General features: G+C 44.9%; 23 protein-coding genes. 12 read left to right on the forward strand and 11 right to left on the reverse strand.

Translation table 11 applies throughout. The annotated features are described in order from the left end of the window. Positions 1-10 precede the first annotated feature (10 nt). Positions 11-898, reverse strand: a complete 888-nt coding sequence (locus K339_RS34320) for a hypothetical protein (RefSeq protein ID WP_157607675.1) — start codon at positions 896-898, stop codon at positions 11-13. Positions 899-989: 91 nt separating this feature from the next. On the opposite strand from K339_RS34320, the gene K339_RS0120390 reads away from it, so the two are divergent. The 5 genes from K339_RS0120390 (at position 990) to K339_RS0120410 (ending at position 5,077) form a co-directional block, all read left to right on the forward strand. Further along, positions 990-1,784, forward strand: a complete 795-nt coding sequence (locus K339_RS0120390) for an SDR family NAD(P)-dependent oxidoreductase (RefSeq protein ID WP_028525254.1) — start codon at positions 990-992, stop codon at positions 1,782-1,784. 74 nt (positions 1,785-1,858) lie between these two features. Further along, positions 1,859-2,266 carry a four helix bundle protein gene (locus K339_RS0120395; protein WP_028525255.1) on the forward strand — a complete coding sequence of 136 codons (408 nt, stop codon included), beginning with the start codon at positions 1,859-1,861 and terminating at the stop codon, positions 2,264-2,266. Between the two features lie 45 nt (positions 2,267-2,311). Further along, positions 2,312-3,199, forward strand: coding sequence for an ROK family protein (locus K339_RS0120400; RefSeq protein WP_028525256.1), 888 nt, complete (start codon positions 2,312-2,314; stop codon positions 3,197-3,199). Positions 3,200-3,233: 34 nt separating this feature from the next. Beyond that, positions 3,234-4,037: a sugar isomerase domain-containing protein gene (locus K339_RS0120405; RefSeq protein ID WP_028525257.1), complete on the forward strand. Its 804-nt coding sequence runs from the start codon at positions 3,234-3,236 to the stop codon at positions 4,035-4,037. A gap of 11 nt (positions 4,038-4,048) precedes the next feature. Beyond that, positions 4,049-5,077, forward strand: a complete 1,029-nt coding sequence (locus tag K339_RS0120410; protein WP_028525258.1) for a cobalamin-independent methionine synthase II family protein — start codon at positions 4,049-4,051, stop codon at positions 5,075-5,077. A 10-nt stretch (positions 5,078-5,087) separates the two neighbouring features. On the opposite strand, the gene K339_RS0120415 is transcribed toward K339_RS0120410, so the two are convergent. Next, on the reverse strand, positions 5,088-5,732 hold the full coding sequence (locus tag K339_RS0120415; RefSeq protein WP_028525259.1) for a DNA-3-methyladenine glycosylase: 645 nt from the start codon (positions 5,730-5,732) through the stop codon (positions 5,088-5,090). Between the two features lie 82 nt (positions 5,733-5,814). Between K339_RS0120415 and K339_RS0120420 the strand changes: the two genes are divergently transcribed. Continuing rightward, positions 5,815-7,983, forward strand: coding sequence for a T9SS type B sorting domain-containing protein (locus tag K339_RS0120420; RefSeq protein WP_028525260.1), 2,169 nt, complete (start codon positions 5,815-5,817; stop codon positions 7,981-7,983). Here K339_RS0120420 and K339_RS0120425 read toward each other — a convergent pair. Further along, positions 7,980-10,949, reverse strand: a complete 2,970-nt coding sequence (locus K339_RS0120425) for a DEAD/DEAH box helicase (RefSeq protein WP_028525261.1) — start codon at positions 10,947-10,949, stop codon at positions 7,980-7,982. The genes K339_RS0120420 and K339_RS0120425 overlap by 4 nt on opposite strands. Positions 10,950-11,257: 308 nt before the next feature. On the opposite strand from K339_RS0120425, the gene K339_RS0120430 reads away from it, so the two are divergent. Beyond that, the gene (locus K339_RS0120430) at positions 11,258-12,106 is read left to right on the forward strand and encodes an AraC family transcriptional regulator (protein ID WP_028525262.1); all 849 of its coding nucleotides are present in this window, start codon (positions 11,258-11,260) and stop codon (positions 12,104-12,106) included. Positions 12,107-12,236: 130 nt separating this feature from the next. Here K339_RS0120430 and K339_RS0120435 read toward each other — a convergent pair whose 3' ends face one another. Next, positions 12,237-12,881 carry a hypothetical protein gene (locus K339_RS0120435; RefSeq protein ID WP_028525263.1) on the reverse strand — a complete coding sequence of 215 codons (645 nt, stop codon included), beginning with the start codon at positions 12,879-12,881 and terminating at the stop codon, positions 12,237-12,239. A gap of 169 nt (positions 12,882-13,050) precedes the next feature. Between K339_RS0120435 and K339_RS0120440 the strand changes: the two genes are divergently transcribed. After that, positions 13,051-14,172, forward strand: coding sequence for a fatty acid desaturase family protein (locus K339_RS0120440; RefSeq protein WP_037301375.1), 1,122 nt, complete (start codon positions 13,051-13,053; stop codon positions 14,170-14,172). Positions 14,173-14,224: 52 nt separating this feature from the next. On the opposite strand, the gene K339_RS0120445 is transcribed toward K339_RS0120440, so the two are convergent. From K339_RS0120445 to K339_RS0120460, 3 genes are all read right to left on the reverse strand, one after another. After that, complete coding sequence (locus tag K339_RS0120445) at positions 14,225-14,875, reverse strand: response regulator transcription factor (RefSeq protein WP_028525265.1); 651 nt, start codon at positions 14,873-14,875, stop codon at positions 14,225-14,227. Positions 14,876-14,897: 22 nt separating this feature from the next. Further along, positions 14,898-15,728: a sensor histidine kinase gene (locus tag K339_RS0120450; RefSeq protein WP_037301377.1), complete on the reverse strand. Its 831-nt coding sequence runs from the start codon at positions 15,726-15,728 to the stop codon at positions 14,898-14,900. A 781-nt stretch (positions 15,729-16,509) separates the two neighbouring features. Beyond that, positions 16,510-16,893 carry a hypothetical protein gene (locus K339_RS0120460; protein WP_028525268.1) on the reverse strand — a complete coding sequence of 128 codons (384 nt, stop codon included), beginning with the start codon at positions 16,891-16,893 and terminating at the stop codon, positions 16,510-16,512. Positions 16,894-17,252: 359 nt separating this feature from the next. Here K339_RS0120460 and K339_RS0120470 point away from each other — a divergent pair, with 359 nt between their 5' ends. Continuing rightward, positions 17,253-18,008: a hypothetical protein gene (locus K339_RS0120470; protein WP_157607676.1), complete on the forward strand. Its 756-nt coding sequence runs from the start codon at positions 17,253-17,255 to the stop codon at positions 18,006-18,008. A gap of 66 nt (positions 18,009-18,074) precedes the next feature. Here the strand turns inward: K339_RS0120470 and nadC are convergent, their stop codons facing one another. Genes nadC through arfB form a run of 3 tightly spaced genes read right to left on the reverse strand, consistent with a single transcriptional unit; the run spans position 18,075 to position 19,922 of the window. Continuing rightward, entirely contained in the window at positions 18,075-18,908 is an 834-nt protein-coding gene (nadC, locus tag K339_RS0120475; RefSeq protein WP_028525270.1) for a carboxylating nicotinate-nucleotide diphosphorylase, read from the reverse strand. 51 nt (positions 18,909-18,959) lie between these two features. After that, positions 18,960-19,505: a GNAT family N-acetyltransferase gene (locus K339_RS0120480; RefSeq protein WP_028525271.1), complete on the reverse strand. Its 546-nt coding sequence runs from the start codon at positions 19,503-19,505 to the stop codon at positions 18,960-18,962. Beyond that, positions 19,506-19,922: an alternative ribosome rescue aminoacyl-tRNA hydrolase ArfB gene (gene arfB / locus K339_RS0120485; RefSeq protein WP_229598783.1), complete on the reverse strand. Its 417-nt coding sequence runs from the start codon at positions 19,920-19,922 to the stop codon at positions 19,506-19,508. 110 nt (positions 19,923-20,032) lie between these two features. On the opposite strand from arfB, the gene K339_RS0120490 reads away from it, so the two are divergent. Further along, positions 20,033-20,626 (forward strand): HD domain-containing protein, encoded by a 594-nt coding sequence (locus tag K339_RS0120490; RefSeq protein ID WP_037301381.1) that lies wholly within the window; start codon positions 20,033-20,035, stop codon positions 20,624-20,626. A 30-nt stretch (positions 20,627-20,656) separates the two neighbouring features. Here the strand turns inward: K339_RS0120490 and uvrB are convergent, their stop codons facing one another. Next, on the reverse strand, positions 20,657-22,678 hold the full coding sequence (gene uvrB, locus K339_RS0120495; RefSeq protein WP_028525274.1) for an excinuclease ABC subunit UvrB: 2,022 nt from the start codon (positions 22,676-22,678) through the stop codon (positions 20,657-20,659). Between the two features lie 270 nt (positions 22,679-22,948). Between uvrB and K339_RS0120500 the strand changes: the two genes are divergently transcribed. Both K339_RS0120500 and K339_RS0120505 read left to right on the forward strand, forming a co-directional pair. Beyond that, a complete protein-coding gene (locus tag K339_RS0120500; RefSeq protein ID WP_037301383.1) occupies positions 22,949-23,863 on the forward strand; it encodes a TIGR01777 family oxidoreductase in 915 nt (304 codons plus the stop codon). 69 nt (positions 23,864-23,932) lie between these two features. Continuing rightward, positions 23,933-25,870, forward strand: a complete 1,938-nt coding sequence (locus tag K339_RS0120505) for a polysaccharide biosynthesis protein (RefSeq protein WP_028525276.1) — start codon at positions 23,933-23,935, stop codon at positions 25,868-25,870. Positions 25,871-25,878 lie beyond the last annotated feature (8 nt).

Consider the following 25,878-nt stretch of genomic DNA (forward strand, 5'->3'; position numbering starts at 1 on the left):
GAGAAAAATATCAAATCATTTTCTTCAAAAACTTCCAATTCCCTGAATTATATACTTTTATCCAATCAAGCCCAATGTCGTTGGGCAAAAGCCGCTCGGCATAATGGCGTTCCCAGGTGTTAGGATTGACCCAAAAAGTATGCGGAGGTGTTGCTCCCATTCGTTCAAAACCTAACCGTTCGTAGCTTCTCCCATCTGACCAATCTCGGTCGGCGTAAGTCATAATATCGTCGGGCTGTAGTTCGGTCACAAAAGCTTTCAGTAATTTATCCAATCCCCCTACCACCGTGCAGTCAAGATGATTGGCAAAACGAATCAACTCAAACGAGCGGAACGTTTCCCTTTCTCTTAGGATATTTTTTCCCCCACTAAACGAAGCCACAGCCACCAAGGCTTCTCCTTGAATCGTCATTTGTTGGGTCAAAAACGGTGTCGCAGGGCTGTCATCTTTTAAAATACGCTGGTAGTTTTTGGGCAAAAAAAGGCCATATTTAAACTTTGCATTGGTCGAAACTTGCAAATGATGAGCATCCATAAATCGCTCCAAGGTAGGTTTATCAATTCGGCGAACCTTTGTAAGTCGCGCTGGAATGCGTTGAGAAATACCAAACGCCGCCCGCAGCCTCGACTGAACCACGGCTTTTTTGGAATACCACACATCTTCCCACAAATGAATCACTTTGATGCCTTCAGCTGCCAAAGCATCACTCAATTGTACAAAAGTATCGGGTAAAAGAGAGTTGGTTTTGTCCAACGAAATGAGGTGAATCGCCAGCAAACGTTCAGGGAAATAAAGCACTGGACGAAGAAACCTTTGCCCCAAAATGGGTAGCTCTTGGTCTTGTTGAAAAGACAAAAAAGCCCTCACTTCCTCCTCAAATCGTGTTTGTGTTATCAAGTTCTTTTAAGTTTTCGGCGAATGTTTGATTAGAAAACTACCCACTCAACTCTTTATAATAAGTTAACAGTACAATAACGCAAAATTAGGCATGGTTACGGAAAAATGGCTCGCTCAGAAAACAATTGTCGTCATTGGCGGTACCACGGGCATTGGGCTTTCGGCCGCGAGTGCATTTATTCGGCACGGCGCCCAAGTGGTCGTCGTTGGTCGTAACCCCGAAAGCTGCGACGACGCCCAACGGCAATTGGGTTCTTCGGCGGTGGTTATCTCGGCCGATGCCACCCACGAAAGTACAGCCCCCCACGCCATTGCCCAAGCGATTCATACCTTCGGGAGTTTTGATGGGCTGTACCATGTGGCTGGAGGAAGTGGACGAAAGTTTGGCGATGGCCCCTTGCACGAGCTTACGTTGGAGGGATGGAACAAAACGTTTGAGTTGAACCTTACCTCGCTCATGCTTTCCAATCAAGCGGCGGTACGTCAGTTTTTAGCCCAAAAAACGGGTGGTGCTATCCTGAATGTGGGCTCGGTGCTCGGTTTTTCACCCTCCCCTACCTACTTTACAACCCACGCTTATGCAGCGACCAAATCGGCCATTATTGGCTTTACCAAGTCCATTGCGGCCCATTACGCCAAAGACAACATACGCGTAAACGTGCTTGCCCCCGCACTGGTAGAAACCCCCATGAGTCAACGTGCTTCTCAAAACACGCTCATCATGGATTTTATCAAAACCAAGCAACCCCTCGATGGTGGACGAAACGGACAACCCACTGATTTAGACGGTGCTGCTCTTTATTTTTTATCTGACTATGCTCTTTTTACAACAGGCCAAGTCCTCGCCGTTGACGGCGGCTGGTCAGTGACGGAGGGGCAATGGTAGCGTCTATGGTTTACAGTTTCCTGTTTACAGTTTAGGGGTTACTGTTGGGGATTGACAATTAATACTATTTAGGGATGGCTACGATTGAAAAGTTTGAGGATTTACAATGCTGGCAACGAGCACGAGAATTGTGTCGAAATGTATATGAAATAACCAAAATAGGAGATTTTGCAAAAGATTATGAAATGAAAGGGCAAATCCGTGCAGCCAGCGGCTCAATCATGGATAATATTGCCGAGGGCTTTGATAGAGGGGGAAGGGACGAATTTAAGCAATTTTTAACCATTGCAAAAGGCTCAACAGGAGAAGTTAAATCTCAATTATACAGAGCATTAGACCAAAAATATATCACTTCTGAGAGGTTTGAAAAAATGTACGACTATGCCGAAATCGTATCAAAACAAATAGATGCTTTAAGAAACTACTTAAATAATACTGATATAAAAGGCCGTCGCTACAAAAAAACTCCCAAACCAAACTAAACCCCAAACAGGAAACTAGAAACCCCAAACAGGAAACATAAAAGAATGAAAACATCCATCGGCATCGATTTGGGAGGAACCAATGTAAAAGGAGTGTTGGTCAATGAAGCAGGAGAAATCTTGAAGCAACATTACGTGGCAACCCAAGACGATTCTGAAGGGCATTGGCGCGAAAACGTGCTAGAAATGGTTGCGTACCTGCGTAATTATTGGCAAGCGCCCGTCGATACCATTGGACTGTCGGCTCCAGGCTTACCCGATGCCCGTAATTCTTGTATTTCATTTCTTCCCAATCGCTTGGGAGGACTTGAACATTTTGACTGGAGTGCTTATTTCGAGCAACGAACCTACGTCCTCAACGATGCCCACTCGGCGCTGATGGCCGAAGCGCGGTTTGGGGCGGCTAAGGGTTTCCAAAATGCGATTTTGCTCACCCTCGGCACGGGCGTTGGGGGCGGGATTCTCATCCAAGGAAAACTATACCAAGGACTTAGCCAAATGGCAGGCCACCTTGGCCACTTCTCACTTGATGCCACCGACGACGAAGTAAGCATCGTCGGTGCTCCAGGGAGTTTGGAGTACGCCATTGGCAATTATTCCATTCAAAAACGAAGCAAAGGAAAGTTTGATTCCACTTGGGCGCTGGTCGAAGCCTACCGCCAAGGCGATCCTTGGGCGAGTTTGGTTTGGCTCACTTCCGTTCAAAAATTAGCCGTAGCGTTGTCGTCGCTTGTCAATGCGCTATCTCCCGAGCTCATTGTCCTTGCAGGAGGAATTACCTTTGCCGACGATGCCTTGTTTGACCCTTTACGTCAATTTATGGACTTATACGAGTGGCGACCTGGTGGCAAACAAACCCCCATTGTTCAAGCCCAATTTGGCGACATGGCAGGCGCCATTGGTGCCGCAGGCTTTGCATTATCATCTATTTAACCCGTTCAATTCGCGTTCTAAACCCTCTTTACACATGACTGTTACCGAAGTTTATCTAAGTAAATGTCAGCACATTTTACAAACTATTCAACAACAACAAACCCAAATCCAACAAGCCGCTCAATGGTTTTCCGAAAGCATACTGGCAGGACGGATGGTACATGTTTTCGGTAGTGGCCACAGCCGAATCATGGTCGAAGAAATGTGGCCTCGCTACGGCTCTTTTGCGGGTTTTAACCCCATCGTGGAGTTGTCTCTTACTTTTCACAATTTGGTGGTAGGCGCCAACGGGCAACGTCAAGCCATGTTTTTAGAAAATGTACCAGGTTTAGCCGACCGCATTTTACGGAATTTTGACTTGTCTTCTCAAGATACAGCCTTGGTAATTTCGTCTTCGGGCACCAACATTGTCCCCGTTGAAATGGCCGAAATTTTTCAAAAAAATGGCATTAAAGTCGTTGCTTTAATCACCAAAGAACACTCCGAAGCCAGTTCATCAAAACGCAAGGATGGGAAAAAACTAACCGATTTTGCCGATTTAGTACTCGATACAGGTGCTCCCGTGGGCGATGCGATGGTTACGCTTGCTGGCCTTGACACCCCCGTTTCTCCTGGTTCGACGGTAGGCGGGGCAGCGATTGTCAACTGCCTTAAAGCCGAAACAGCCCAACTTCTTACCCAAGCAGGGCGTCCGCCCAAAGTACTAAGCGCAGCGGCGGTAGTCGGTAGCGAACGCGCCGTCGAGCTGTTTGAAGCGGCCTACGATGAGCACGCCCACCGCCTTGCCAAAATGTACCAAAAAGTAGGTAACCCTAGCTATGTAAGTGATCCTTTTTAAAACTCAGAACCATGCAACCTCTCCCCATAAAAACCACCGTCGTTGGCTCGATGCCTTTTCCAGGTTGGCTCGAATTTGCGAGCATGAACCTCGACCAATTTGGCCCCGCCGACATCGCCGAAATGATTGATGATGCAGTCATTACGGCCATCCATGATCAAGTAAGCGCAGGACTTGACGTCATCACCGACGGCGAACAAACTCGTCTCGATTTTAACCTGTCGTTTTATGGATTCATCAACGGAATCCAAAACGATAGTTCCGAAACCCGAAAATACGGCCCACCCGCCCATGACCAACGCGGTAAAAACAGCATTGTAGAGCCCCTAACAGCCCCCAAAGGGCTTGGAGTGGTGGAGGAATACAAACGGCTCAAACGCCTTGCCCCCGAAGGTCAACGCGTTAAAATGTCGATTCCTGGGCCTTATACCTTGTCGGGGCGTTTGAATCCAGGGCATTTGTACAAAGACCGTTGGGAAGTGACCGAAGCTATTTTGCCCCTTGTACGGAAAGAAATTGAAGAATTGGTGGCCTTGGGCGTTCCCGAAATCTGCGTGGACGAACCCTCTATGAGTTGTTACGCCTATCGGGAAGATACCCAACGATTTGTCGATATTTTTAACCGAACCGTTGCGCCTGCCGTCGGAAAAACGCGCCTCTCGATGCACCTCTGTTTTGGAAATTATAAAGGCCGTTCGGTGGGTAAGAAAACCCTAGCTCCAATGCTACCCGATTTTTTGGACATGACTGTCGATGAATTGCATTCTGAAATGACCGTACTCAATTTTACCGATGTGCATCTTTTGGAACGATTTGCCGAAAAACTAGACGTAGCAGTAGGCGTCATTGACGTGAAAAGTTATTACATAGAAACGCCCGAAGACGTTGCCGAACGTATTAGGAAGGTATTGCCGTACGTTCCTGCCGAAAAACTGGCCGTTGCCCCCGACTGTGGAATGAGCCAAACGGCGCGCTGGGCAACCAAACAAAAATTAAAAGCCATGTGCGACGGCGCCAAACTCGTCAGAGCCAGTTTGTAAAGGCTATACCTCACTTGCGACTCACAAAACGATTTCCTGTCACATAAAAACGATACGGTAAATCAGCGCCTTGGGTAATGCCGATTCGGGTGGTGGTCACCATTTCAAACTCCTTTAGTACTGACGGATAAATTTTCAGATTTCCCGTCAAAAGCGAAGAACCATTGTGTTCTTCAATACTAATCCCCATGGCTTTCACCAATTTAGCAGGGCCGTTGCATAAGTGTCGAGGGGAGAGCGCAGAGTGTCGAACAGGCTCCCCATTCGACATTCTGCATTCGACACTCGACACTCTCGACACTCCATTTCTCCTTCTTTCTTCCATAAGTTCAATACCTTCAGTTGGTTCTAAGGCCCGAATCAGCACTGCTTCACCTACGCCCTCTTCACCACTTACGATGTTGACACAATAGTGCATTCCGTAAATTTGATACACATAAACCGTTCCCGCAGGACCAAACATTGCGGCATTTCTTTTTGTTTTCTTTCGGTACGCATGACACGCAGGATCATCAGTAAGGTAGGCTTCCGTTTCAACGATGATACCAGCCGTAATCCCGTATGGGCTTTGATGAACCAACGTACAACCAAGCAACCTTTGGGCGAGGGTTAACGTATCGTATTTTTGATAGAAGTCGAGCGTAAGTGGCTGCATAAAACTTAATAACTGCTTGGATATTACCTGTTAGTAGATTTTTAGATACATTTGATTTTAATAATAGTCCTTAACCAAAGTAATGCGCAATCTCGTTGGGTTTCTTCTTGTTTTATTGGCCAGTTTTGGCTCCGCATACGCCCAACGTATTTACGGTGGACAAATAGACCGTCGTACCATCAATAACAATATTCCTTATGCTTACGGGGTAGGTTGTACTTTTTTCACCGACAAAGCAGGCTACGATGCCCTTCCCGCCCAGCTTCGGTTTGGGCTGTATCGTAAAAAAGACAATCAACTTATACAAGAATACACGGCCGACAAAAGTAACGATGTCAGTGCTTCAAGTTTCTCGTTGTCTTGTGATAAAAGTAAAAAAGTCGAGTATCTTTTTGTCCGCTATAATTACAATTTAGTCTTAAAACCCCAAGACTTCAACGACCCTGAAGGTTATTACATTGTAAACAGCCCCGTTGGCCCGCGCAATCCCACTGACAACATTCTTTCCTCGCAGATTGTTCTGTACCATTGGTTTTCTCCCGCTTATTTGTGGGAATATTTTGAGCCTGCCGAAGCAGGAAAAACCACCCCACAGTGGGTGCCTCAATCGTACAACTTTTTTTGCGCCAACCAAGAGACCAACTTTAGCCTTCAAGTGGTTTCTGAACCACTAAAATCGGGGCTCACTCGGTCAAGCTTTAATTTAGTTGTCTCAAATACAGCCCCTTTGACCGAAAGTAGTGGTCAAATTCCTTACCAAAAAGTAAGCTGGAAAGCTGGCTTTTCAGAAAATCAGATGCTCCCAGGTGGCAACTTTGTTCTCCCTCCGCTTGCCCCCAATATTTTTACGAGTCAGGGCCTTACTAACATTCTTGTTTCGGCCAAACCTACCAAGGCGGGCGTTTATTCGATTGGATTTTTGCTCCAACACAGTCGTTCGGGAGTCAAACTCAGCGAAACCTACCGCGAGTACCAAATTGAGGTAGAAGAATGTGCGCCTATCCCCCCCGCAGTCATTCGCGTCTCCGAAGTTGGGCGGCCAAACGTAGCAGCGCCAACCACCCTTTGCGAAGGAAAAAGCGTACAACTCAACGCAGGCGCCAATCTTCCAAATACTTCTTTTGAGTGGTACAAAGATGACCAACTGCTGGCAGGTAGCAAAGACTCGGTATTGTTGGTCAGAGACCAAGGGAATTACAAAGTAAAAGTCACCCGAAAAAGTGCATGTAGCGCAGGAGAATCGTCGGTCACAGCCATTAAAATTGTACCAAACCCCACGGTTACCGCTACCTCTTCCAATCCTTCTGGGCTATTTTGTCCAGGGTCGCCGCTCACTTTGACAGCAACCTCTTCCGACAAAAATGTAACGTATCAATGGCTACTCGATAATTTACCCATTTCCAACGCCGTCAACAATTCTTTGATTATCAATCAAATAGGCAACTATTCAATCAAAGTCACCGACGCTAACAATTGCACTGGCCAATCTAAACCCGTAGAAATTAAGGCTTTTACCACTGCTTCGATTGGGATACAACCCATTCCTGTACGGTGTGGCAACGATACAACCGCCCTCGTCTTGATTGCCACGCCCGCAGGTGGTACTTTCAGCGGAAAAGGGGTTGTTGCTCCCAACAAGTTTGTCCCACAACAAGCAGGCGCAGGAAAACACGAAGTCACCTATTCGCTCAAACAAACTGGCACCTGCGTAGATGGTTCGGCCACACACACGGTCGAAGTCTTAGCAGGGCCTACTTTAGAACTTGGCACCGACCAAGACTTAGCCGAGAATGGCAGCATTCAATTAAACAAAAATGGCGGCGTTTCGGGCTACACCTATCAATGGAGCCCCCCCACTGACCTAGACAACACGCAAACTGCTTCCCCAACGGCCTCTCCCGACAAAACCACCACCTATACCCTCAAAGTAACCGATGCGAATGGGTGCTTTGCTATCGACAAAATTACCATTGGCATCATGAAAGGCGTGCACATCCCCGACGCCTTTAGCCCCAACGGCGATGGCATCAACGACACTTGGCTCATACGTGGTTTGGAAGAATTTCCCGAAGCAACAATCACAGTTTATAATCGCTGGGGAGAAGCTATTTTTTATTCTGATTCGGGAAAAAAGGCCGTGTTTGACGGCTCTTATAACGAAGTTCCGCTGCCCGTTGGCGGCTATGCTTTTGTCATCCAAACAGCCCCCCAAGGACACGCTATACGCGGTAAACTCCTGCTGATTCGCTAGGCTAATAGCTCCAAAATATCTTCTTTGCTCAATGACTTCACGAATCCTTCTTCGTTGGTAATCAACTCATTGAACAACTTTTGTTTACTTCGCTGCAAATCCAATATTTTCTCTTCTACCGAGTTTTTGGTAATAAATTTATACGTAAAAACTGTACGCTGCTGACCAATTCTGTGGGCACGGTCAACGGCCTGGGCTTCAATCGCGGGATTCCACCAAGGGTCCAAAATAAAGACGTAATCAGCGGCAGTCAGGTTAAGCCCTACCCCGCCCGCTTTCAACGAAATCAAAAATACTTTTACCGATTCGTCTTGCTGGAACAACTCTACTTGCGCTTGTCGATTGACAGTACTGCCATCGAGATAAGCGTACTTAATTTTCTGATGATGCAAGGTTTTTTCTAAAATAGCCAAATGACGTACAAACTGACTAAAAATCAAGACTTTGTGCTCTCCACTGACCAATTCTTCCAGTTTCGCTTCTATCTCTTCTAGTTTTCCCGATGCCCCGTCGTATGTTTCGTCCACCATTCGGGGATGGTTGGCCAGTTGTCGGAGTTTGGTTAATCCCTGTAAAACAACCATTTGTGACTTGGCCATCCCTTCCTCTTCGATGTGTTCCAAGATAAAATTTCGGTAGTACGACTTGGTTTCTTCGTAACGTTTTTCTTGTTCTTCCGACATTTCACAATAATGAACACTTTCCACTTTTGGTGGCAAATCTAACGCTACCTGCGACTTGTGCCGACGAAGCAAAAACGGTTTAATCAGGGCATACAGCTTTTGGGTGCGTTGCGCATCATTTTGTTTTTCTATCGGTACCTGAAAATGAGAACGAAAATACGACTGACTGCCCAAAAGCCCAGGGTTGGCAAAGGTCATTTGAGTCCACAAATCCATCGTTGTGTTTTCTAACGGCGTCCCCGTCAAAATCAGTCGAAAATTCGATTCCAGCTGCATCACGGCCTTTGTCACGTGCGACGAAGGGTTTTTAATCGCCTGCGATTCGTCCAAAATGATGTAATTGAATCGGTAATATTTGAGCAATTCAACATCAATGCGAACGATGCCGTAAGAAGTCAAAATAAGGTCGTAATCATCAAAACGGGTAGTATCTTTTTCGCGATACGTGCCTTTATAGACCAACACCCGCAACTGCGGTGTAAACTTCCGCGCCTCCAATTCCCAATTGTACAACAACGACGTTGGCATTACCAGCAACGACGGTCGATCGCCCCCCATTTCTTTTTGTCGCTGCAACATGGCTAGGGTGGTCACGGTTTTTCCGAGTCCCATGTCGTCGGCCAAACAGCCTCCAAAGCGGTACTGACTCAAAAAAATAATCCAATCGTAACCTGCCTTTTGGTATGGCCGCAACGTTCCGACAAATGCCTCAGGAAGTGGCTGCTCATCTATCTCATCAAAATCACGCAATTTTTCTAATTTCCGATTCATCACCACCTTGGCGAGGCTATCTTCTGCATACTCTTGCACCAGCGCCAAGTGGTGTTTTCGGAGCGTAAGCTGATGGCTTTCGGCATCGTATTCGGCAAAAGCAAACAGTTCAGAATACTTCGTTAGCCATGCTTCTGGAATAACGGCCACTTCGCCGTTGGGCAAAGTAAACTCCCGTTTTCGGGCTAAAATCAGGTTTTTGAGCTTCACAAACGGAATTTCAAATTCCCCAAAACGCACTTTGGCATACACATCAAACCAATCCCGCGATTCTTCAAACGTAATATCAATCGACGAATAACCCAGGAAATAGCGTTTGGCACTTGAGCCCGTTGCCGTTTGCTGCAAAAGAATTCCTGCATCTTTCAACGTCACATTGTGCGTCTGAATCCATTCAAATGCTTGATTTTTAGACACAACACTGCGGCCTTGCCCCATCACCAATCCCCATTCTTTGAGGCGAACAAGGATATTTTTCTCAAACCCAACGTTGCGTCTTACTTTATGAAAAATGTAATCGTCCCCTTGTTTTTCAAGGCTTACGTTGGCATGATTGGCAAAGCTGTCAAACTTAAAATTGAACTGACCGTACTGAAACGACAGCTCAAAAACCACTTGGCTCTGGTCGTAATCTTCGGCAAGTAAGGCAGACTCCGAGTTGTCCTGCGCATTGAACATCGTCAACGATCCCGATTTAACCGACGTCGTTTGCTCCGTAATCGTCAACACAGGCACCACCGACTCCTTTTCGTACCTGATTTCGAAGCCTTGCCCTTGGGCATAAACCTCATAACTGGCAATCAGGGGGGCAACAAATTTTCGGTAATATTGCTCTTCCACATTTCGTGGAATAATAATATGATTTTTTGACAGAAATGGACGAATTTTTTTTCCATCCACACTTTTATCGAAATGATATAACTTATTGTCAATCAATAACCAAGCTGGTTCGTCACAAATCAACATGGCGTTGCGATGCCTAATTTGGAGCCGCTCTGTGTCGTATTTTATAATGGGGAAATAATGCGTATTTTCTTCGTTTCGTACAAAATGAAAAAACACCTTGGCTTTGTCGGGCATTCGTTCAATGGGCAGCCAAGCAGGGTTGTTATCGCTTCCCATTACAAACATTCGCTTCCCTGCCAGCTTGTCAAGAATCTCTACTTTTCGCCGCTCAATGTAATCGCTAATGGTTTCTTGCAGCAATTTATCCCCTTTTTGAGGGTCATATACCTTTTGGAAGAAGTCGAACGCCGACAGTTTTTTGGGATTGAATTTCTTGAGAATGTGATCTTGCTGGGTATCTTCAATCAGTTTAACCAACTCAAAATCAACAGTATCCAAACCAGCCGCAAATTCATTGACATTTTTGGTAGAGACAATCTGATTCAGCAACGTCAGTTCATTTTTGGAGTTGATTTGGACCATATACGAACCAAACAAATACCCAAGATACTGATGCTGAAACAACGAGTAAACAATCGCAAATGGCTGACTTGTAGAGACTTTCATACACTCCTAAATGCAGTACAAACACCTTAACCAAGCGTTCATTATCCCCAAAATGGTAAGGGCACTTTTTGAACACTTACAAAGATACAAGTCAAAACCAACATAGCAAATTGAAGATAAAGGCCATAAAAAAAGCGGCCTAAGCCGCTCTCTATATCATCGTAGGTTTTTAGTGAGAAAAGTCAATGTCTGTAATCTGAGTGCAAATATCTGTAAATCCTAAACGAAATTATTATTCGTTTTTTGCCTTAATTTGTGCTTAATTATCATTTTGATACAAAGTGAGCGATAACCCGCGACAATCAAGCATGAAAACCGAGTACGAAAATATCACTCCCGACCGAGGCAGTTCGTTCAAAGTGCTGCATTGGCGCTCGCACGAAGACCGTTTTTTTTGGCACCAACACCCCGAATACGAAATTGTATATATCCATAAAGGCTCTGGAAAACGGCACATTGGGCAGCACCTTTCGCATTTTGAAGAAGGCGAATTGATGTTTATTGGCCCCAACGTTCCTCACCTTAACTTTGGGTACGGCGCTGATTATGAACACGAAGAGATTGTGGTGCAGCTACGCGATACCTTTCTTGGCGAATCTTTTCTTCAAAGTCCTGAGTTACAGGACATCAATCGCCTATTTGAGTTATCTAAAAAGGGGCTTAACTTTTTTGGTGAAACCCGCCAAGAGGTCGCGAATCTTATGCTTACCCTTCCCCAGCTCAGTCACTTTGAGCGCCTGATTCAACTGTTGATTATTTTGCAAAAACTAGCTACTTCAAAAGAATATAATCTACTAAAAATCAACGGCATTAGCTACGAGCACAGCCACCGCGAAGAAGCACGTATTCGACAGATTTATGGGTACGTTGAGCAACATTATCAACACGAAATAGACGTGCAAACAGTGGCGGATTTGGCCAACCTAACGGTGCCGTCGTTTTGTAGATATTTTAAAAAAATCACCCAAATGACCTTTACCGATTTTGTCAACGAATACCGCATCAAACAAGCAAGCAAGCTGCTCGTTCAAAACCATTCGGTGACAGATGTGTGTTACAGCAGCGGATTCAATAATCTTTCGCATTTTACCAAAACATTCAAGGCTGTGACGGGTAAAACACCCCGTGAATACAAGAAAGCCAACGATTTGCTCTAAATCGTTGGCTTTCTTGTATTGCTGCATTTTGGTCGGGTCGGGTTGTAAGCAACCCTCTCCACGTTTATCGTCGGGTTGTGAGCAACCCTTTTCACAGCTTGTGAGCAACCCTCTCCACGTTTTTGGAGGATTATTGTTTTGCAGGAACTTTAGCTTTTGCCTCCTCAAACACCTTTTTCTTGGTTTCTAGGTCTGTCTGCGACGTTGCCACATCTTTCTGATTAATTTCTAAATCTTTCTTGAGGTTAGCAAGCTCTTTTTCGGTTTTTTCAATGTCCTTTTTGAGTGATTCGCCTTTACGAGTTAGTTTAGAAAACGACTTTTCCGACTCTTTCATGGCTTCTTCAGCCACGCGAGCATCATCATACAAAATGGCATCTTCGGCAAATTTCTTTAAAAATGACTCCGCTTCTGCGTAGCCTTTCGTGCCTTGCGTTATGTAAGAACCGTTGCCCAAATCCAAATAAATGAATACTTGTGAAAGCCCTTTCTTGGACGAAACTTGGCTCGATAAATTGATGGGCGACGACGAAACACTGCTGATACTGGCCGACGGTGCCCGATACACCCCTCCGCGAGAGCTACTGACTTTGCCGTATTGCTTCAAATACGACTCCCAGTATTGACCCAAGTATTTTTCTTCAATCTTAGTTGTGACATAAAGTCCTTCAAAAGTGGACTTGTCAATGTCTTGTTTACCAGGCAATACCGTCTGTGCTTGTGTTGAGTAACCTGCCAACCAGCCCAAAATAGCTACTATTAGTACTTTTTTCATTGTTTTCGTATGTTTCTGTTGTGACGCAAAGTACAGGCTTTTTGTCACGATTTCATACGATTAAAGTCATTTTCTATTCTGACTGTCGAGCTATTTTTGTCGAACGTTAGAAGTTTCGGCCGTAAGTATTTACCTTTACTTCAAAATTAAATTCTCTAAACCTCCATTAATGATTGTGAATCCCGCTAAAAAAATTCGTTTCGTTAACAAAGACAAAAACCAATTTTTCTCTACCCTCAAAAAAAGAGTTGACGCGCATTTCAAAGACCAAAACCTCTCAAAGTATTCCAACACGACGCTGATTGTCAAAACAGTAGTACTTACGGGGATTTATGTCGTTCCATTTTGTTTCTTTTTGTTCTTTCAGCCTCCATTTGCAATAAGTATGTTACTTTGGGCATTGATGGGGATTGGACTTGCTGGAATTGGGATGAGTGTCATGCACGATGCCTGCCACGGTGCTTACTCAGAAAATGAAACGGTGAATGAGTGGATGGGCTCTATTTACATCACTATGTTAGGTGGCTCGCCTTTCAATTGGAAGTTGCAGCACAACGTGCTGCACCACATGTACACCAACGTTATTCACTATGATGAAGACATCAAAGACAAACTCGTCCTCAAGTTTTCGCCACACACACCCGTCAAGTCTTTCCACAGGTTTCAGTGGCTATACGCTTTTCTTTTTTACGGAATCTTGACCCTATATTGGGTAACTGCAAAGGACTTCGTTAACTTCTTTACTTATACCGCCAACGGCGTCAATACCAATACCCGTTCCCAAAACATCGTCATTTTAAGTAAACTTATCTTGTCGAAAATCGGTTATTTCGCCGTTTTTCTTGGGATTCCTTTGTTTGTATTTGAAGTGCCAACCCAAACCTTAATCGCGGGTTTTCTACTGATGCACTTTATTGGCGGGATTATTCTAACGACCATCTTCCAATTGGCACATTCGGTAGAAGGCACTACACACCCACAACCCAACTCAAAAGGGGAAATTGAAAATGATTGGGCAATTCATCAGATGAACACAACGGTCAATTTTTCACGCGATAATAAGTTGCTTTCGTGGTACGTAGGTGGGCTTAATTTTCAGGTTGAACACCATCTTTTCCCTAAAATTTCGCACGTACATTACCCTGCTATCTCGCACATTGTCAAACAAACTGCCGAAGAGTTTGGGATACCTTACCTTGAAAATCCTACGTTTGCCGTAGCATTACGCTCTCATATCACTACTTTGCATCAGCTTGGGCACTTGCCTGACCTCAACGAAGCATTTGGATAAACAACTTTTTGCCACGACAAAACGCCTGATTGGGTCTTTGTCGTGGCAATCACTACAACAAGTCGTTTTTGAAGGCATAAGCCACCAAGCCTGCCGTATTTTTAGTCCCCGTTTTTTCGAGAAGTCGCAAGCGGTGACCCTCCACCGTACGAGGGCTTACGAATAGTTTTTCGCTAATTTCGAGGGTAGAAAGCCCTTCACAGAGCAGCTGCAACACTTCCATTTCACGCGGCGAAATTTGAATTTTACTGTTAAACAGCGGCGCGGGTGGATTGGCCCGCGTAATCACTTTACGGTGCAGCGCTTTTGACACAAAATCACTGTAATAAAAGCCGTCTGCCATCACCCTCCGTATGGCATTTTCAACCTCACCTGGCTCAGAATCTTTCAGTAAATACCCGTTGACGCCTTTCTCCAACAAATGAATAATAAAACGATCTTCCTCGTGCATCGACACAATGATCACCCGTAGATTGGGAAAATGTTGTTGAATTTGCTCCGTCGCTTCTACCCCATCTATGATGGGCATTTGTAAATCCAACAACGCAATGTCGGGGGTTATTTTTTCCAGAAGCTCCAACAATTCTTTTCCATTTGCCGCCTCACCAATCAATTCAAAATCAGGTATTTGATTCAACATTGCGGTCATTCCTTTACGAAAAAGGTTGTGATCGTCGGCAATCACGAGTTTTATTTTCTTCATCTGTCCGTGCTGTAAATATAAATTACTTTGCTGTTATTTTTTCTGGCGCAAGCGGTGAATTTAAAGGCGAAAATTTAGGTAATCTCACCACCACCCTACAGCCTTTATTCAACCCTGTTTCATAGTCCACTTTGCCATTGATTACCCGCAGTCGCCCCTCAATACTATCAAGACCTAGCCCAGGTGACGGGCGCAAACGTACATCGCTGAGGTCAAACCCCAACCCGTCGTCCTCCACCACAATGCAAAATTGCCGTGGAGGAAGTTCAATCTGAATGTGAACATTACGCCCCCCCGAATGCTTGAGGGCATTGTTAATCAGCTCTTGTACTACCCTGTATAACATCAACTCGGTACGAGATTCCAACCGAAACTCTTCATCGCCAAGGCAATCAAACGTTACTTTCAGGGCTTGGTGAGAGTTACTTCTGGCAGCAAACTCCTGAATGGCCGCCGCCAATCCAAATCGCTCCAAAGTAGTAGGGACTAACTCACGACTAATACGACGGACGTGGCTAATGGTTTCGTCGAGGGCTTCGCGCACTTGTTGGGCAAGGCGTTCGGCTTGTTCTTTTGAACCCAACTGGCTATACAACGCATTGAAAGTTAGCTTTGTAACTGATAAAAGCGCCCCAATATCATCGTGTAAATCTTGGGCGATACGCCGCCGCTCGGCTTCCGTAGAAGCCATAGAAACCTCCAAGAGTTTCCGTTGAAACTCCGCCTCCATATCTTTGACGCGTATTCGCTGCTCAATCTGTTTGCGTTGGTAGTACATCACAAACACGACAATGAACATTGCCATGATAAGCATGATACTTGTCCCGATAACAATGGTATAAGACGGCTCCATAGTGAAGGGGAAAACGACAGGCGTTATATGCAGTCAAAAATACGGAGAAAAACGGGGGAAGCTATATTTTTTTAGTAAACGGCATATATTTCTCTTTCATATAGCCAAAGCCTCTAACTAGGTCGAGGTTTCATATACCAAATGGCCACCGCTAAGAAGATGTTGAATACAACCGATAATAAGGCATCTACTACCCAATATTGGTCCCTCAATTTCAAATCGTTGAAAGTGTTATTAATAAAAATATACGAAAATATAGTCCCAGAATAATAAAATAACGCCCCAGAACTAAACCAAAACAATGGCGACGAGCCTAGCTTAGGTTCGGGTAAGTATTTGAGGAGTTCAAAATAATAAATAAGAATTAGTAGTATGGTAAAACTTCCCGAAGCATGATAGGAAAAGTTATTAAAATTTATGGTCTTAACATCCAACAATGACTGTAAATCCAAACACGCTATACCTACCGAAACCAACAATAACAATAGCGCGAGCCCTTTGAAGTAGCGGTTCTGAAAAGTTAAATAATACAAAACCGCTACTAAAATGAAACTGATTAAATTGTACCAATTATATATGTAAATATTGTAAATGCCTATTCGTGCTAAAATAGACGTTATAACATTCCGCAACAACGTTAATAGTACAAATCCCAAGACAATCTTATTGAGCTTATCCAAGTGGGCGATTGCCATTGTTTTAAACAACAACAAAGCAAAAACCACTGGAATTAGCACACTAAAATCAGCTATATGAGATATAAGTCGTTGAGTCATCCTTATTATGGATTACAGAAGTTGGGACAAGGTAATCCGCCACCAGCGCCTCCTGGTTCCCCTTCTCCATCTTTTTCGCCTGTGGTGTCTATTTTAAATTTCATGTCGCGGCCAAGACCGTCGTCGCCAATTTGTACGGGTACCAAAAACAAGCGTGGTTGTTCGTTACCCACTATCGAAAAATCAATTTCGCCTTCTTGGTTTTCGGGGGCGTGGCCGTAATAAATGCGAATCCCGTCGCAGCCTTCTACTTTGAGCAGTGTTTCAAGTATCTCACGGCTAAAGTATTCGGCTTTGCGGAGGCTTTTATGGCCTTGGTTTCTTGCTTCAAAACTTTTACGTCCAAGTGCTATTTCTTTGACAGTGAAGATTTTACCAGCTTTTTTCATGAAGTTTGTAGGGTATTATTTATAGAACAAGTTGCAAGATATACTACCAGTCAGGGAAGTCCAAACCGTTAAATAAATTTTGATAAGTAGAGTTACGCAACAAAAAAACGCGTATTTCTACGCTAAAATTTATCAGCTTTAGCCACGACCTTTGTAACGGGTTTGGTTGAATTAGCACTCAAAAGTGCCAACTTTTTCTCATAGGTTAGGTTAGAAGGAAAAAGCCGAAAACACTTGTTTTCGGCTTTTTTAGGTCTAAAGCGAAAAAAACAGTCGCTATTATTGGCCTTTGGCAAAGAAAGATGTTTTTTTGTGCAACTTACGACGCTATCAAGCAGTCACGTCTTTTTCCTCAATTCATGAACAAAAAATATCTACTCTATTTATCATTAAGCACATTGCTTTTTGCTTTCTCATCCACCACATTTGCCCAAACCACCGCCCGCCTCGTCTCTTACGTAGATGTAGCAGGTGCATGGAACAGCGCATCTTGGTCTGCCAATGCTCAGTACCATCAATACTTAAAAATTGACCGAAAAGGGTTATTTCAAGTAGGTTGGGGCATACGGGGCACTCATTTTCGCGGCAATGACCTCCCTTTTATCACCGCACCCGCGTCTCAATCTCGTGGAAAAACGGGTTTCAGTGCCTTGAGCGCTCCATTACTGCTGCGAAACATTGATACATTACAAGTATCGGCGGGTATCACTTCCTTTAATTTTAACCTAGGAATACAGCTTTCGGTTTTTGATAAGGTAGATATTGGCGTAAATGCCGATATTCTTGGACTAGCCCTCGGAGGCAAAAAGTCGGGCTTTTATTCTTCTACAACGGGTTATAGCAAAGTAGATTCGCTCAATTTACACCAGACTTATCAACAAGCAAAGCCGACTTCGCCCAGTGTACAACTCCTTGGCGACAATGCCGTTGGCAACCTTACGACCGAAATTTATGCCCGTTTACACATTACCGAACGGCTGGGGCTAAAAGCTGGCTATGTCTTTAACACCAACGAGTACCGCACGTCCAACAAACAGCTTGTTGCCGATGTACGCCGTTTTCGGTATCGTTCAGATATGTTGCTGGTAGGAATTACGTTTAAAGTACTTCGGTAATTTTCTAACAACCTTCCCGAATGTGAGTAACCATCCCGAAAGTGAAAAAACTTTCGGGATGGTGTGCTAATATGCTTTTAGGCTCAAGTCCAAGCTTTTGATTTGGTGCGTCAAAGCTCCGCACGAAATATAATCGACGCCCGTTTCAGCTACGGCACGCAGTGTTTCTTCCCTGATTCCACCCGAGGCTTCGGTGGGATATTTGCCCGCCACTCGTTGAACCGCCGTGCGAAGGTCGTCGAGGCTAAAGTTATCGAGCATGATGCGCTGAACTTGTCCAATCTGCAACACTTGTTCTAACTCCGCAAGATTACGCACTTCAATTTCAATCTGTAGCTGTCGCCCCGTGCGTTGCAAATACGCATTGGCTTGGTTAATGGCAGCCTCTATTCCTCCTGCATAGTCCACATGATTATCTTTGATGAGAATCATGTCATACAGCGCGTATCGGTGATTCACAGCACCCCCAATTTTAACCGCCATTTTTTCAAATAAGCGAAAATTAGGCGTCGTTTTGCGCGTATCAAGTAGTTTGGTTGGTAGCCCATCCAGCAGCCGTACCAGCGAATGGGTATAAGTAGCAATACCACTCATTCGTTGCATTGTATTGAGTACCAGTCGTTCTGCTTTCAAAATTGACTGGGCATCTCCACTGACATGAAGCACGATGTCACCTTTTTTGATGGCTTGCCCGTCGTTGATAAACACTTCTACCTCCAACAGCGGGTCCACTTCTTCAAAAATGATTTTGGCAACCTCAACACCTGCCACAATACCGTCTTCTTTTACGAGCAAGCGCGCCCGTCGCTCCGCATCACGGGGGATGGTCGAGAACGAAGTATGGTCACCATCGCCTACGTCTTCGGCAAGGGCCAAACGAATGTAATCACGTATATCCATACCGCAAATGTGCGGGTTTTCGGGAGAATAAAAAAGCGAAGGGGAGGTTTTTCAGAACAGCTCTTTTTGCAGCACTACCATGCCTCGGAGCTCTGCACGTAGCCGACAAAACACTTCATCGTCAAGGCGTGTTGTCGCTATTTTCACAAAACCTGCTTTTTCGTAGCTATGAATCGTTTTTAGGGACGAATCCATGGCCATCAACCAAACCTTGTTGATACCCCATTGGCGCGCTTGCTCATCTACCCAAGCCATGGCTTTTTGACCCAGCCCAAGCCCTGTTGCTTCTTTGAGGAAATATATTTTTTCGAGGTATAAAAATGACTCTTTTGGCTGATTTTCAAACGGTGTTTTGTGTTTTACAAGTTTAAGAAAACCCACATTTTCACCGTTGAGCCGTACTGCAAAATATAATAAATCAGGATTTTCAAAATCGGCCTTGAGCGCATTGTCTCCGAAGCAGCGTTCCATGTACCATTCTATCCCTTTGGTATCATACCACAAGTGGGTATAATGAGGAAAATAAGTTCGAGAACCTAAATCTCGGATGGCCTCAAAATCATTAAGTTGCTGAATATCAAAGCTATTTTCTGTCATTTATTCCGTAATTTTTCGACGCATTGCTTTGGTGTCTGACTGTCGCTGTTTTTCTTTCAGACGTTTTTCTATCACTGCGGCAGAGGGTTTGGTTGCTTTGCGGGGTTTGGCTACTTCAAAGCATTTTTTGATAAGGTCATTAAATTTTTTGACTACTTTATCGCGGTTGGCCAACTGAGAACGTTCGGTTTGGTGGGTCAACACCAACACGCCTTCGGTCGTCAAACGATTGGCTAGTTTTTGTTGTAGAAGTTCGCGTTCAGTTTCGGTCAGTAGCAGCGATTGCGAGACGTCAAAACGCAGCTCAACTTTGGTCTCGACTTTATTGACATTTTGCCCGCCCTTGCCTCCACTGCGAGCAGTTTGAAAGACAAGTTCGGAATGGAGTTTTATTGGGTCAAACATGATTAATTTCATTGAAATTTTGCACAAAAATAGCAGTTTGCAGCGCAAAGATTTGATAGAATACGACTTTTCAGTAATTTGTCGCAACCAACACTCTTCCCAGCGTTATTTTCTTTGAACCGATGGCACCTTTTGAGCGATTTTTAAAACTTCGACGGTTTGTGTTAGCCGAGCTTTCGCAGCAGCTCTCACCCAAGCTTACCTACCACGGGATTCACCATGTCCGTGATGTGCTATCGGTTTGTCGTCAGTATATTAAACGTCTTTCGCTCAGAGAGCCCGAGGCGGAACTTTTACTCACTGGCGCTCTTATTCACGATATAGGCTTTACCGAAACCTACCAAGGACACGAAGAGAAAGGCATTGAAATGGCCAAAGGACTACTTCCTAATTTCGGCTTCACCAGTATCGAAATCGTGCTTATTAGTGGACTTATTATGGCCACAAAAGTCCCCCAAGAACCGCTGACTATGCTAGAAAAAATCTTGTGTGACGCCGATTTAGACTATTTGGGACGTAGCGATTTTAACCCCATCAGCGAAAGTTTATTTCAAGAACTTCAAAACATGGACATGCTCCACGACCGCACAAAGTGGGACGAAATTCAAATCAAGTTTTTGGAAGCGCACAAATACCATACTCCCTTTGCCCAAAAATACCGACAACCCAAAAAGGAGCAACGGATCAAAGAAATAAAGGAACGACTTGGCACATAATGGGCGAACTGGCTTTGCTCTATTAGACTTTTATTCCTTCTTGAGTTTCTCCCGCAATTGCAATAGTTCGTCGCGATAACGGGCTGCTTCCAAGAAATTGAGTTCTTTGGCGGCGGCTTCCATTTTGCGCTGTGTTTCTGTAATTAGCTTTTCCAATTCGGGTTTTGCCATGTACTGCACCACTGGATCAGCAGCTACCCGAACCTCCTCTGGCTCTACGTAATAACGTTTTGCCGATGGTTTTGAATCGGCCACCGACGTTTGTTCCATGATGGCCTCGCGGCTCTTGAAGACCGTCTTGGGCGTAATTCCGTGTTCCGTATTGTATGTCATCTGAATCTCTCGACGGCGATTGGTCTCTTCAATGGCCTTTTGCATCGAGCCTGTCATACGGTCGGCATACATGAGCACTTTTCCGTTTTCGTTTCGCGCCGCCCGCCCAATGGTCTGAATCAGCGAACGAATATCCCGCAAAAAACCTTCTTTGTCGGCATCCATGATTGCTACCAACGACACTTCGGGTAAGTCCAAGCCCTCCCGCAAAAGGTTTACTCCTACCAGCACATCAAATGCGCCTAAGCGCAAATCACGCAAGATTTCGACCCGATCAAGGGTTTTTACTTCCGAGTGAATATACCGTCCTTTGATGCCTACCCGCTCCAAATACTTGCTCAACTCTTCCGCCATTCGTTTGGTCAAAGTAGTGACCAATACGCGTTCATTTCGCTTGACACGTTTGTCGATTTCTTCCAACAAATCATCAATCTGATTGAGGCTCGGACGCACTTGAATTTCAGGGTCAAGCAAGCCCGTTGGGCGAATAATTTGCTCTACCACCACGCCGTCCGTCCGTCGGAGTTCGTAATCGGCGGGAGTTGCACTCACAAAAATCGTTTGTCCCGCCAAGTTTTCAAACTCTTGAAAAGTCAGCGGGCGGTTGTCCATCGCACTTGGTAAACGAAACCCAAAATCGACCAACGACTCTTTACGGGAGCGGTCGCCGCCCCACATCGCACGAATTTGGGGCATCGTCACGTGGCTTTCATCAACGACCAACAAAAAATCTTCGGGGAAATAATCAAGTAAACAAAACGGCCGTTCACCTGGTTTGCGATTGTCGAAATACCGTGAGTAGTTTTCGATACCCGAACAGTAACCCAATTCGCGCATCATTTCTAGGTCAAACTCCGTTCTTTCTCGAATTCGTTGGGCTTCCAGCAACCGCCCTTCTTTTTCAAAATAACTAATTTGCGCCACTAAATCGTCCTGAATATGGCGAATTGCATTTAGCAAAACGTCCCTTCCCGTCACGAATAAGTTGGCGGGAAAAATGGCCACCATCTTTTCGGACGATATTTTTTTGCCGTTGGCGGGATTAATACGCTGTATTTCCTCGATTTCGTCACCAAAAAAAATGATACGATAGGCAAAATCAGCATAGCCAGGATAAATATCGACCGTATCACCTTTTACCCGAAAGTTTCCCCGTGCAAATTCGGCTTCCGTCCGACTATAAAGAATTTCCACCAAACGAAACAGAAACTGATTGCGGGTGATTTGCTCTCCAACGCCTACCCGCACGATACTTTTGCGGTATTCTTCGGGGTTTCCTGCACCATAAATGCACGATACCGACGCCACCACCAACACATCTCTTCGCCCCGACATCAACGACGAAACCGTCGAAAGCCGAAGTTTATCAATCTCTTGGTTAATGGCTAAATCTTTCTCGATGTAAGTATTGGTCGTTGCAATGTACGCTTCGGGTTGATAATAATCGTAGTAGCTAATGAAGTACTCGACCGCATTGTTGGGAAAAAACTGTTTAAATTCTCCGTACAACTGGGCAGCCAGGGTTTTGTTGTGGCTCAACACCAGCGTAGGGCGGTCGATCTGCGCTACCACATTGGCAACGGTAAATGTTTTTCCCGAACCCGTTACCCCAAGAAGCGTTTGGGAAGGTTCTCCGTTCTGAATACCTTCCACAAGCTGTGCAATGGCTTGAGGCTGATCTCCAGTAGGTTGATAGGTGGAAATGATTTCAAATGGCATATTAATAGAAGAGGTATAAGCCTAGATAACATTCAAAATAGCCACAAAAGTTCTGTTTTTCAAAGACAACTTACCCCCCCTTAAAAAAAAACATGGCCCCGTTCCAATGAAACGGGGCTAATGCCAAATTACCCTACTCTATTATATTAATTATTGTTTACACAAGCATCGTGCCAAACTTGTCCCAAAAACTGGACAATTTTTTATTCCGCTACCGCAACGATTCCCCACCGCCGTTAGTTATGTTCAATATACCCTATCTTTATCACTATGGCGGAAACTGTTTTAATTACTGGCGGAACGGGCATGATTGGCCGTCGTCTTACCACCCTACTCCTTGAAAAAGGCTATCAAGTGGCCTATTTAAGCCGAAAACAACAAAACAATCCAAACGTCAAAATTTACCGTTGGGATATTGAAAAAAAATTCATCGAAGAAGATGCCCTTCGTAAAGCCGACTACATCATCCATCTCGCTGGGGCTGGAATCGCCGACCAACGGTGGACTGCCAGTCGTAAGCAAGAGATTATTCAAAGCCGTACCAAAAGCATTGAACTAATTGCGCGCAAACTTCAAGAGCGCCCTTACCACGTTAAAGCTTGCGTATCGGCTTCGGGCATTGGGTTTTATGGAGCCGATACGGGCGATGCGCGCGTATCCGAACAAACCCCTTCTGGAACTGATTTTGTGGCCCACGTGACGCGGCATTGGGAAAACGCCGTCGAACTGATTGACAATATTGGGATTCGTACAACAAAACTTCGTACGGGCATCGTCTTGAGTACAGAAGGAGGCGCGCTGCCCAAAATTGCGCTGCCCGTTCAGTGGGGCGTAGGTGCGCCACTTGCTTCGGGCAAACAATGGACTTCATGGATACACATAGACGATTTGTGCCGAATGTACATCGAAGCCCTCGAAAACCCCACATGGCGTGGAGCTTATAACGCCGTAGCGCCCACGCCTGTGACGAACGCCGTCCTCACCCGTCAAATAGCTGAAGTGTTAGACCGCCCCCTTTGGTTGCCCAATGTTCCAAGTTTTGTACTCAAAGCTGTATTTGGAGAAATGGCCAACTTAGTCATTGGAGGAAATTACGTGCTCAATCACCGAATCAAGGCCGAAACCAACTTCACTTACCAATTTGAAGACCTAAAACAAGCCCTCAGCCACCTGTACGAAAAGTAAATTCTGGGTCAGTAAGTGAGGCTTATTGAAAATGATTTTTTACTTTTGAAAAAGTACACTTTACCCAATATGATTGAACGTATTCTGACTAAGTATTCCAACCAGTTTGTATCCCGTCATCTCATTTTAGCGATTGACGGTGGCGTGGTCATTGGAGCCTTCGTCATTGCCTGTATTTTACGATTCAACCTCAATATCTCCAACATTAATTGGGCATTGTACAAGTACTATTTGGTGGCGTTGTTGGTCAATCGCTTGCTTTGTTTTCTTTATTTTCGGTCTTATACGGGCATCGTTCGGCACAGTAGCGTTGAGGATGCTTCGCTCATTTTCAAAGCCACCACTGCAAGTAGCATCTTGACCATCATTGGTTCTACTTTTTTAAGCCATAGTACCGACAATGCGGTTTTTTACATCCCGATTTCAATCCTCATTATCGAGTATTTTATTTCATTATCGGTGATGATTTCGAGCCGTTTTTTGGTTAAAAATATTTACAAAACCCTGATTGCCAATGCACCTGGCGAAAAGGTCAACGTGCTGATTTATGGAGCGGGTACGCTTGGAATTTTAACCAAAAATACCCTTCTCCGCAATCGGCATAAAAAATATACCATTGTCGGCTTCATTGATGATAACCCTTCTCTTAGTTTCAAAACCGTTGAAGGTGTACCCGTTTATCCTGAAAGTGAAGCGATAAAACGCTTTGTGGAAGACGAAATTCCCAACGACCTAGAAGTCGTTTTGGCCATTCATCAAATAAAACCTCACCGCAAAAACCAAATTATCGAACGGTTTTTGAAAAAAGACATCATCGTCAAAGTCGTTCCTTCCATGTACGAACGACTCAACGGCGACCAGCTTCGTTCGGACGACATTCGTAATATTCGGATTGAAGACTTGCTCGAACGCGACCCCATTCTACTTGATAATCAAAATATTATCCGCCAGCTATCAGGACAAACCGCCCTTGTAACTGGCGCAGCGGGGTCAATCGGCAGTGAGATAGTTCGGCAACTCATTCGGTTCAAACCAGAAACCTTGATTCTTATCGACCAGTCAGAATCAGGGCTATACGACCTTGAAAACGAACTAAAACAACACTTTCGCCGCTTTCTGGACGATGCCACGCGGGTGATTGTGCAAGTAGCTGACGTCACTGATGAAGTGCGAATGCGGCATATTTTTCGTCAATATACGCCTCAGTTTGTGTTTCATGCCGCCGCGTATAAACACGTTCCGTTGATGGAAGAGCATCCTTACGAAGCCGTAAAGGTCAACGTTTTTGGCACAAAAATCATCGCTGATTTGTCCGTTGAAACCAACGTCAGAAAATTTGTAATGATTTCAACCGACAAGGCCGTCAATCCTACCAACGTGATGGGCGCGACCAAACGGCTGGCAGAAATGTACGTTCAAAGTCTCAATCATCGTTTTCTCAAAGGAACGCGCTTTATCACAACCCGTTTTGGCAACGTACTTGGCTCCAACGGATCTGTTGTGCCCCTTTTTCAAAAACAAATACGAGCAGGTGGCCCTATTACGGTGACTCACCCCGACGTCATTCGGTATTTTATGACCATCCCCGAAGCCTGCCAGCTGGTGCTGGAAGCAGGTAGTATGGGCAACGGCGGAGAGATTTTTGTGTTTGACATGGGCGAACCAGTTCGCATTGCAGACTTGGCCCAAAAGATGATAAAATTGTCAGGATTACGGGTCGATAAAGACATTCAGATTACATACTCTGGGCTGCGTCCAGGCGAAAAACTCTACGAAGAACTCCTCAGCGACAAAGAACATACACTGCCCACCTACCATCCCAAAATTCAGATTGCCCAAGTCGATGAGCAACCATTTGGGGAAATTTCGGCGGCGCTACAAGACCTCAAAAAAGCACTTCGTGAGGGCGATAAAGCCCTGATGGTAACGTACCTTAAAACAGTTGTTCCTGAGTTTATCAGTAACAATTCGGAATACGAAGAGCTTGATGGTTTGGAATTGAGCTAAGTCAATCA

This window comes from Runella limosa DSM 17973 (assembly GCF_000482465.1).
Classification (GTDB): domain Bacteria; phylum Bacteroidota; class Bacteroidia; order Cytophagales; family Spirosomataceae; genus Runella; species Runella limosa.

Excerpts from the sequence above, each read along its gene's own strand:
- K339_RS0120425 (WP_028525261.1), bottom strand. The coding sequence starts at position 10,949 with ATGAAAGTCTCTACAAGTCAGCCATTTGCGATTGTTTACTCGTTGTTT.
- K339_RS0120445 (WP_028525265.1), bottom strand. The coding sequence starts at position 14,875 with ATGAAGAAAATAAAACTCGTGATTGCCGACGATCACAACCTTTTTCGT.
- K339_RS0120400 (WP_028525256.1), top strand. The coding sequence starts at position 2,312 with ATGAAAACATCCATCGGCATCGATTTGGGAGGAACCAATGTAAAAGGA.
- K339_RS0120390 (WP_028525254.1), top strand. The coding sequence starts at position 990 with ATGGTTACGGAAAAATGGCTCGCTCAGAAAACAATTGTCGTCATTGGC.
- K339_RS0120460 (WP_028525268.1), bottom strand. The coding sequence starts at position 16,893 with ATGAAAAAAGCTGGTAAAATCTTCACTGTCAAAGAAATAGCACTTGGA.
- K339_RS0120405 (WP_028525257.1), top strand. The coding sequence starts at position 3,234 with ATGACTGTTACCGAAGTTTATCTAAGTAAATGTCAGCACATTTTACAA.
- K339_RS0120420 (WP_028525260.1), top strand. The coding sequence starts at position 5,815 with ATGCGCAATCTCGTTGGGTTTCTTCTTGTTTTATTGGCCAGTTTTGGC.
- K339_RS0120450 (WP_037301377.1), bottom strand. The coding sequence starts at position 15,728 with ATGGAGCCGTCTTATACCATTGTTATCGGGACAAGTATCATGCTTATC.
- K339_RS0120505 (WP_028525276.1), top strand. The coding sequence starts at position 23,933 with ATGATTGAACGTATTCTGACTAAGTATTCCAACCAGTTTGTATCCCGT.
- K339_RS0120470 (WP_157607676.1), top strand. The coding sequence starts at position 17,253 with ATGAACAAAAAATATCTACTCTATTTATCATTAAGCACATTGCTTTTT.
- K339_RS0120500 (WP_037301383.1), top strand. The coding sequence starts at position 22,949 with ATGGCGGAAACTGTTTTAATTACTGGCGGAACGGGCATGATTGGCCGT.
- arfB (WP_229598783.1), bottom strand. The coding sequence starts at position 19,922 with ATGAAATTAATCATGTTTGACCCAATAAAACTCCATTCCGAACTTGTC.
- K339_RS0120490 (WP_037301381.1), top strand. The coding sequence starts at position 20,033 with ATGGCACCTTTTGAGCGATTTTTAAAACTTCGACGGTTTGTGTTAGCC.
- uvrB (WP_028525274.1), bottom strand. The coding sequence starts at position 22,678 with ATGCCATTTGAAATCATTTCCACCTATCAACCTACTGGAGATCAGCCT.
- nadC (WP_028525270.1), bottom strand. The coding sequence starts at position 18,908 with ATGGATATACGTGATTACATTCGTTTGGCCCTTGCCGAAGACGTAGGC.
- K339_RS0120415 (WP_028525259.1), bottom strand. The coding sequence starts at position 5,732 with ATGCAGCCACTTACGCTCGACTTCTATCAAAAATACGATACGTTAACC.
- K339_RS0120430 (WP_028525262.1), top strand. The coding sequence starts at position 11,258 with ATGAAAACCGAGTACGAAAATATCACTCCCGACCGAGGCAGTTCGTTC.
- K339_RS0120395 (WP_028525255.1), top strand. The coding sequence starts at position 1,859 with ATGGCTACGATTGAAAAGTTTGAGGATTTACAATGCTGGCAACGAGCA.
- K339_RS0120410 (WP_028525258.1), top strand. The coding sequence starts at position 4,049 with ATGCAACCTCTCCCCATAAAAACCACCGTCGTTGGCTCGATGCCTTTT.
- K339_RS0120435 (WP_028525263.1), bottom strand. The coding sequence starts at position 12,881 with ATGAAAAAAGTACTAATAGTAGCTATTTTGGGCTGGTTGGCAGGTTAC.
- K339_RS0120440 (WP_037301375.1), top strand. The coding sequence starts at position 13,051 with ATGATTGTGAATCCCGCTAAAAAAATTCGTTTCGTTAACAAAGACAAA.
- K339_RS0120480 (WP_028525271.1), bottom strand. The coding sequence starts at position 19,505 with ATGACAGAAAATAGCTTTGATATTCAGCAACTTAATGATTTTGAGGCC.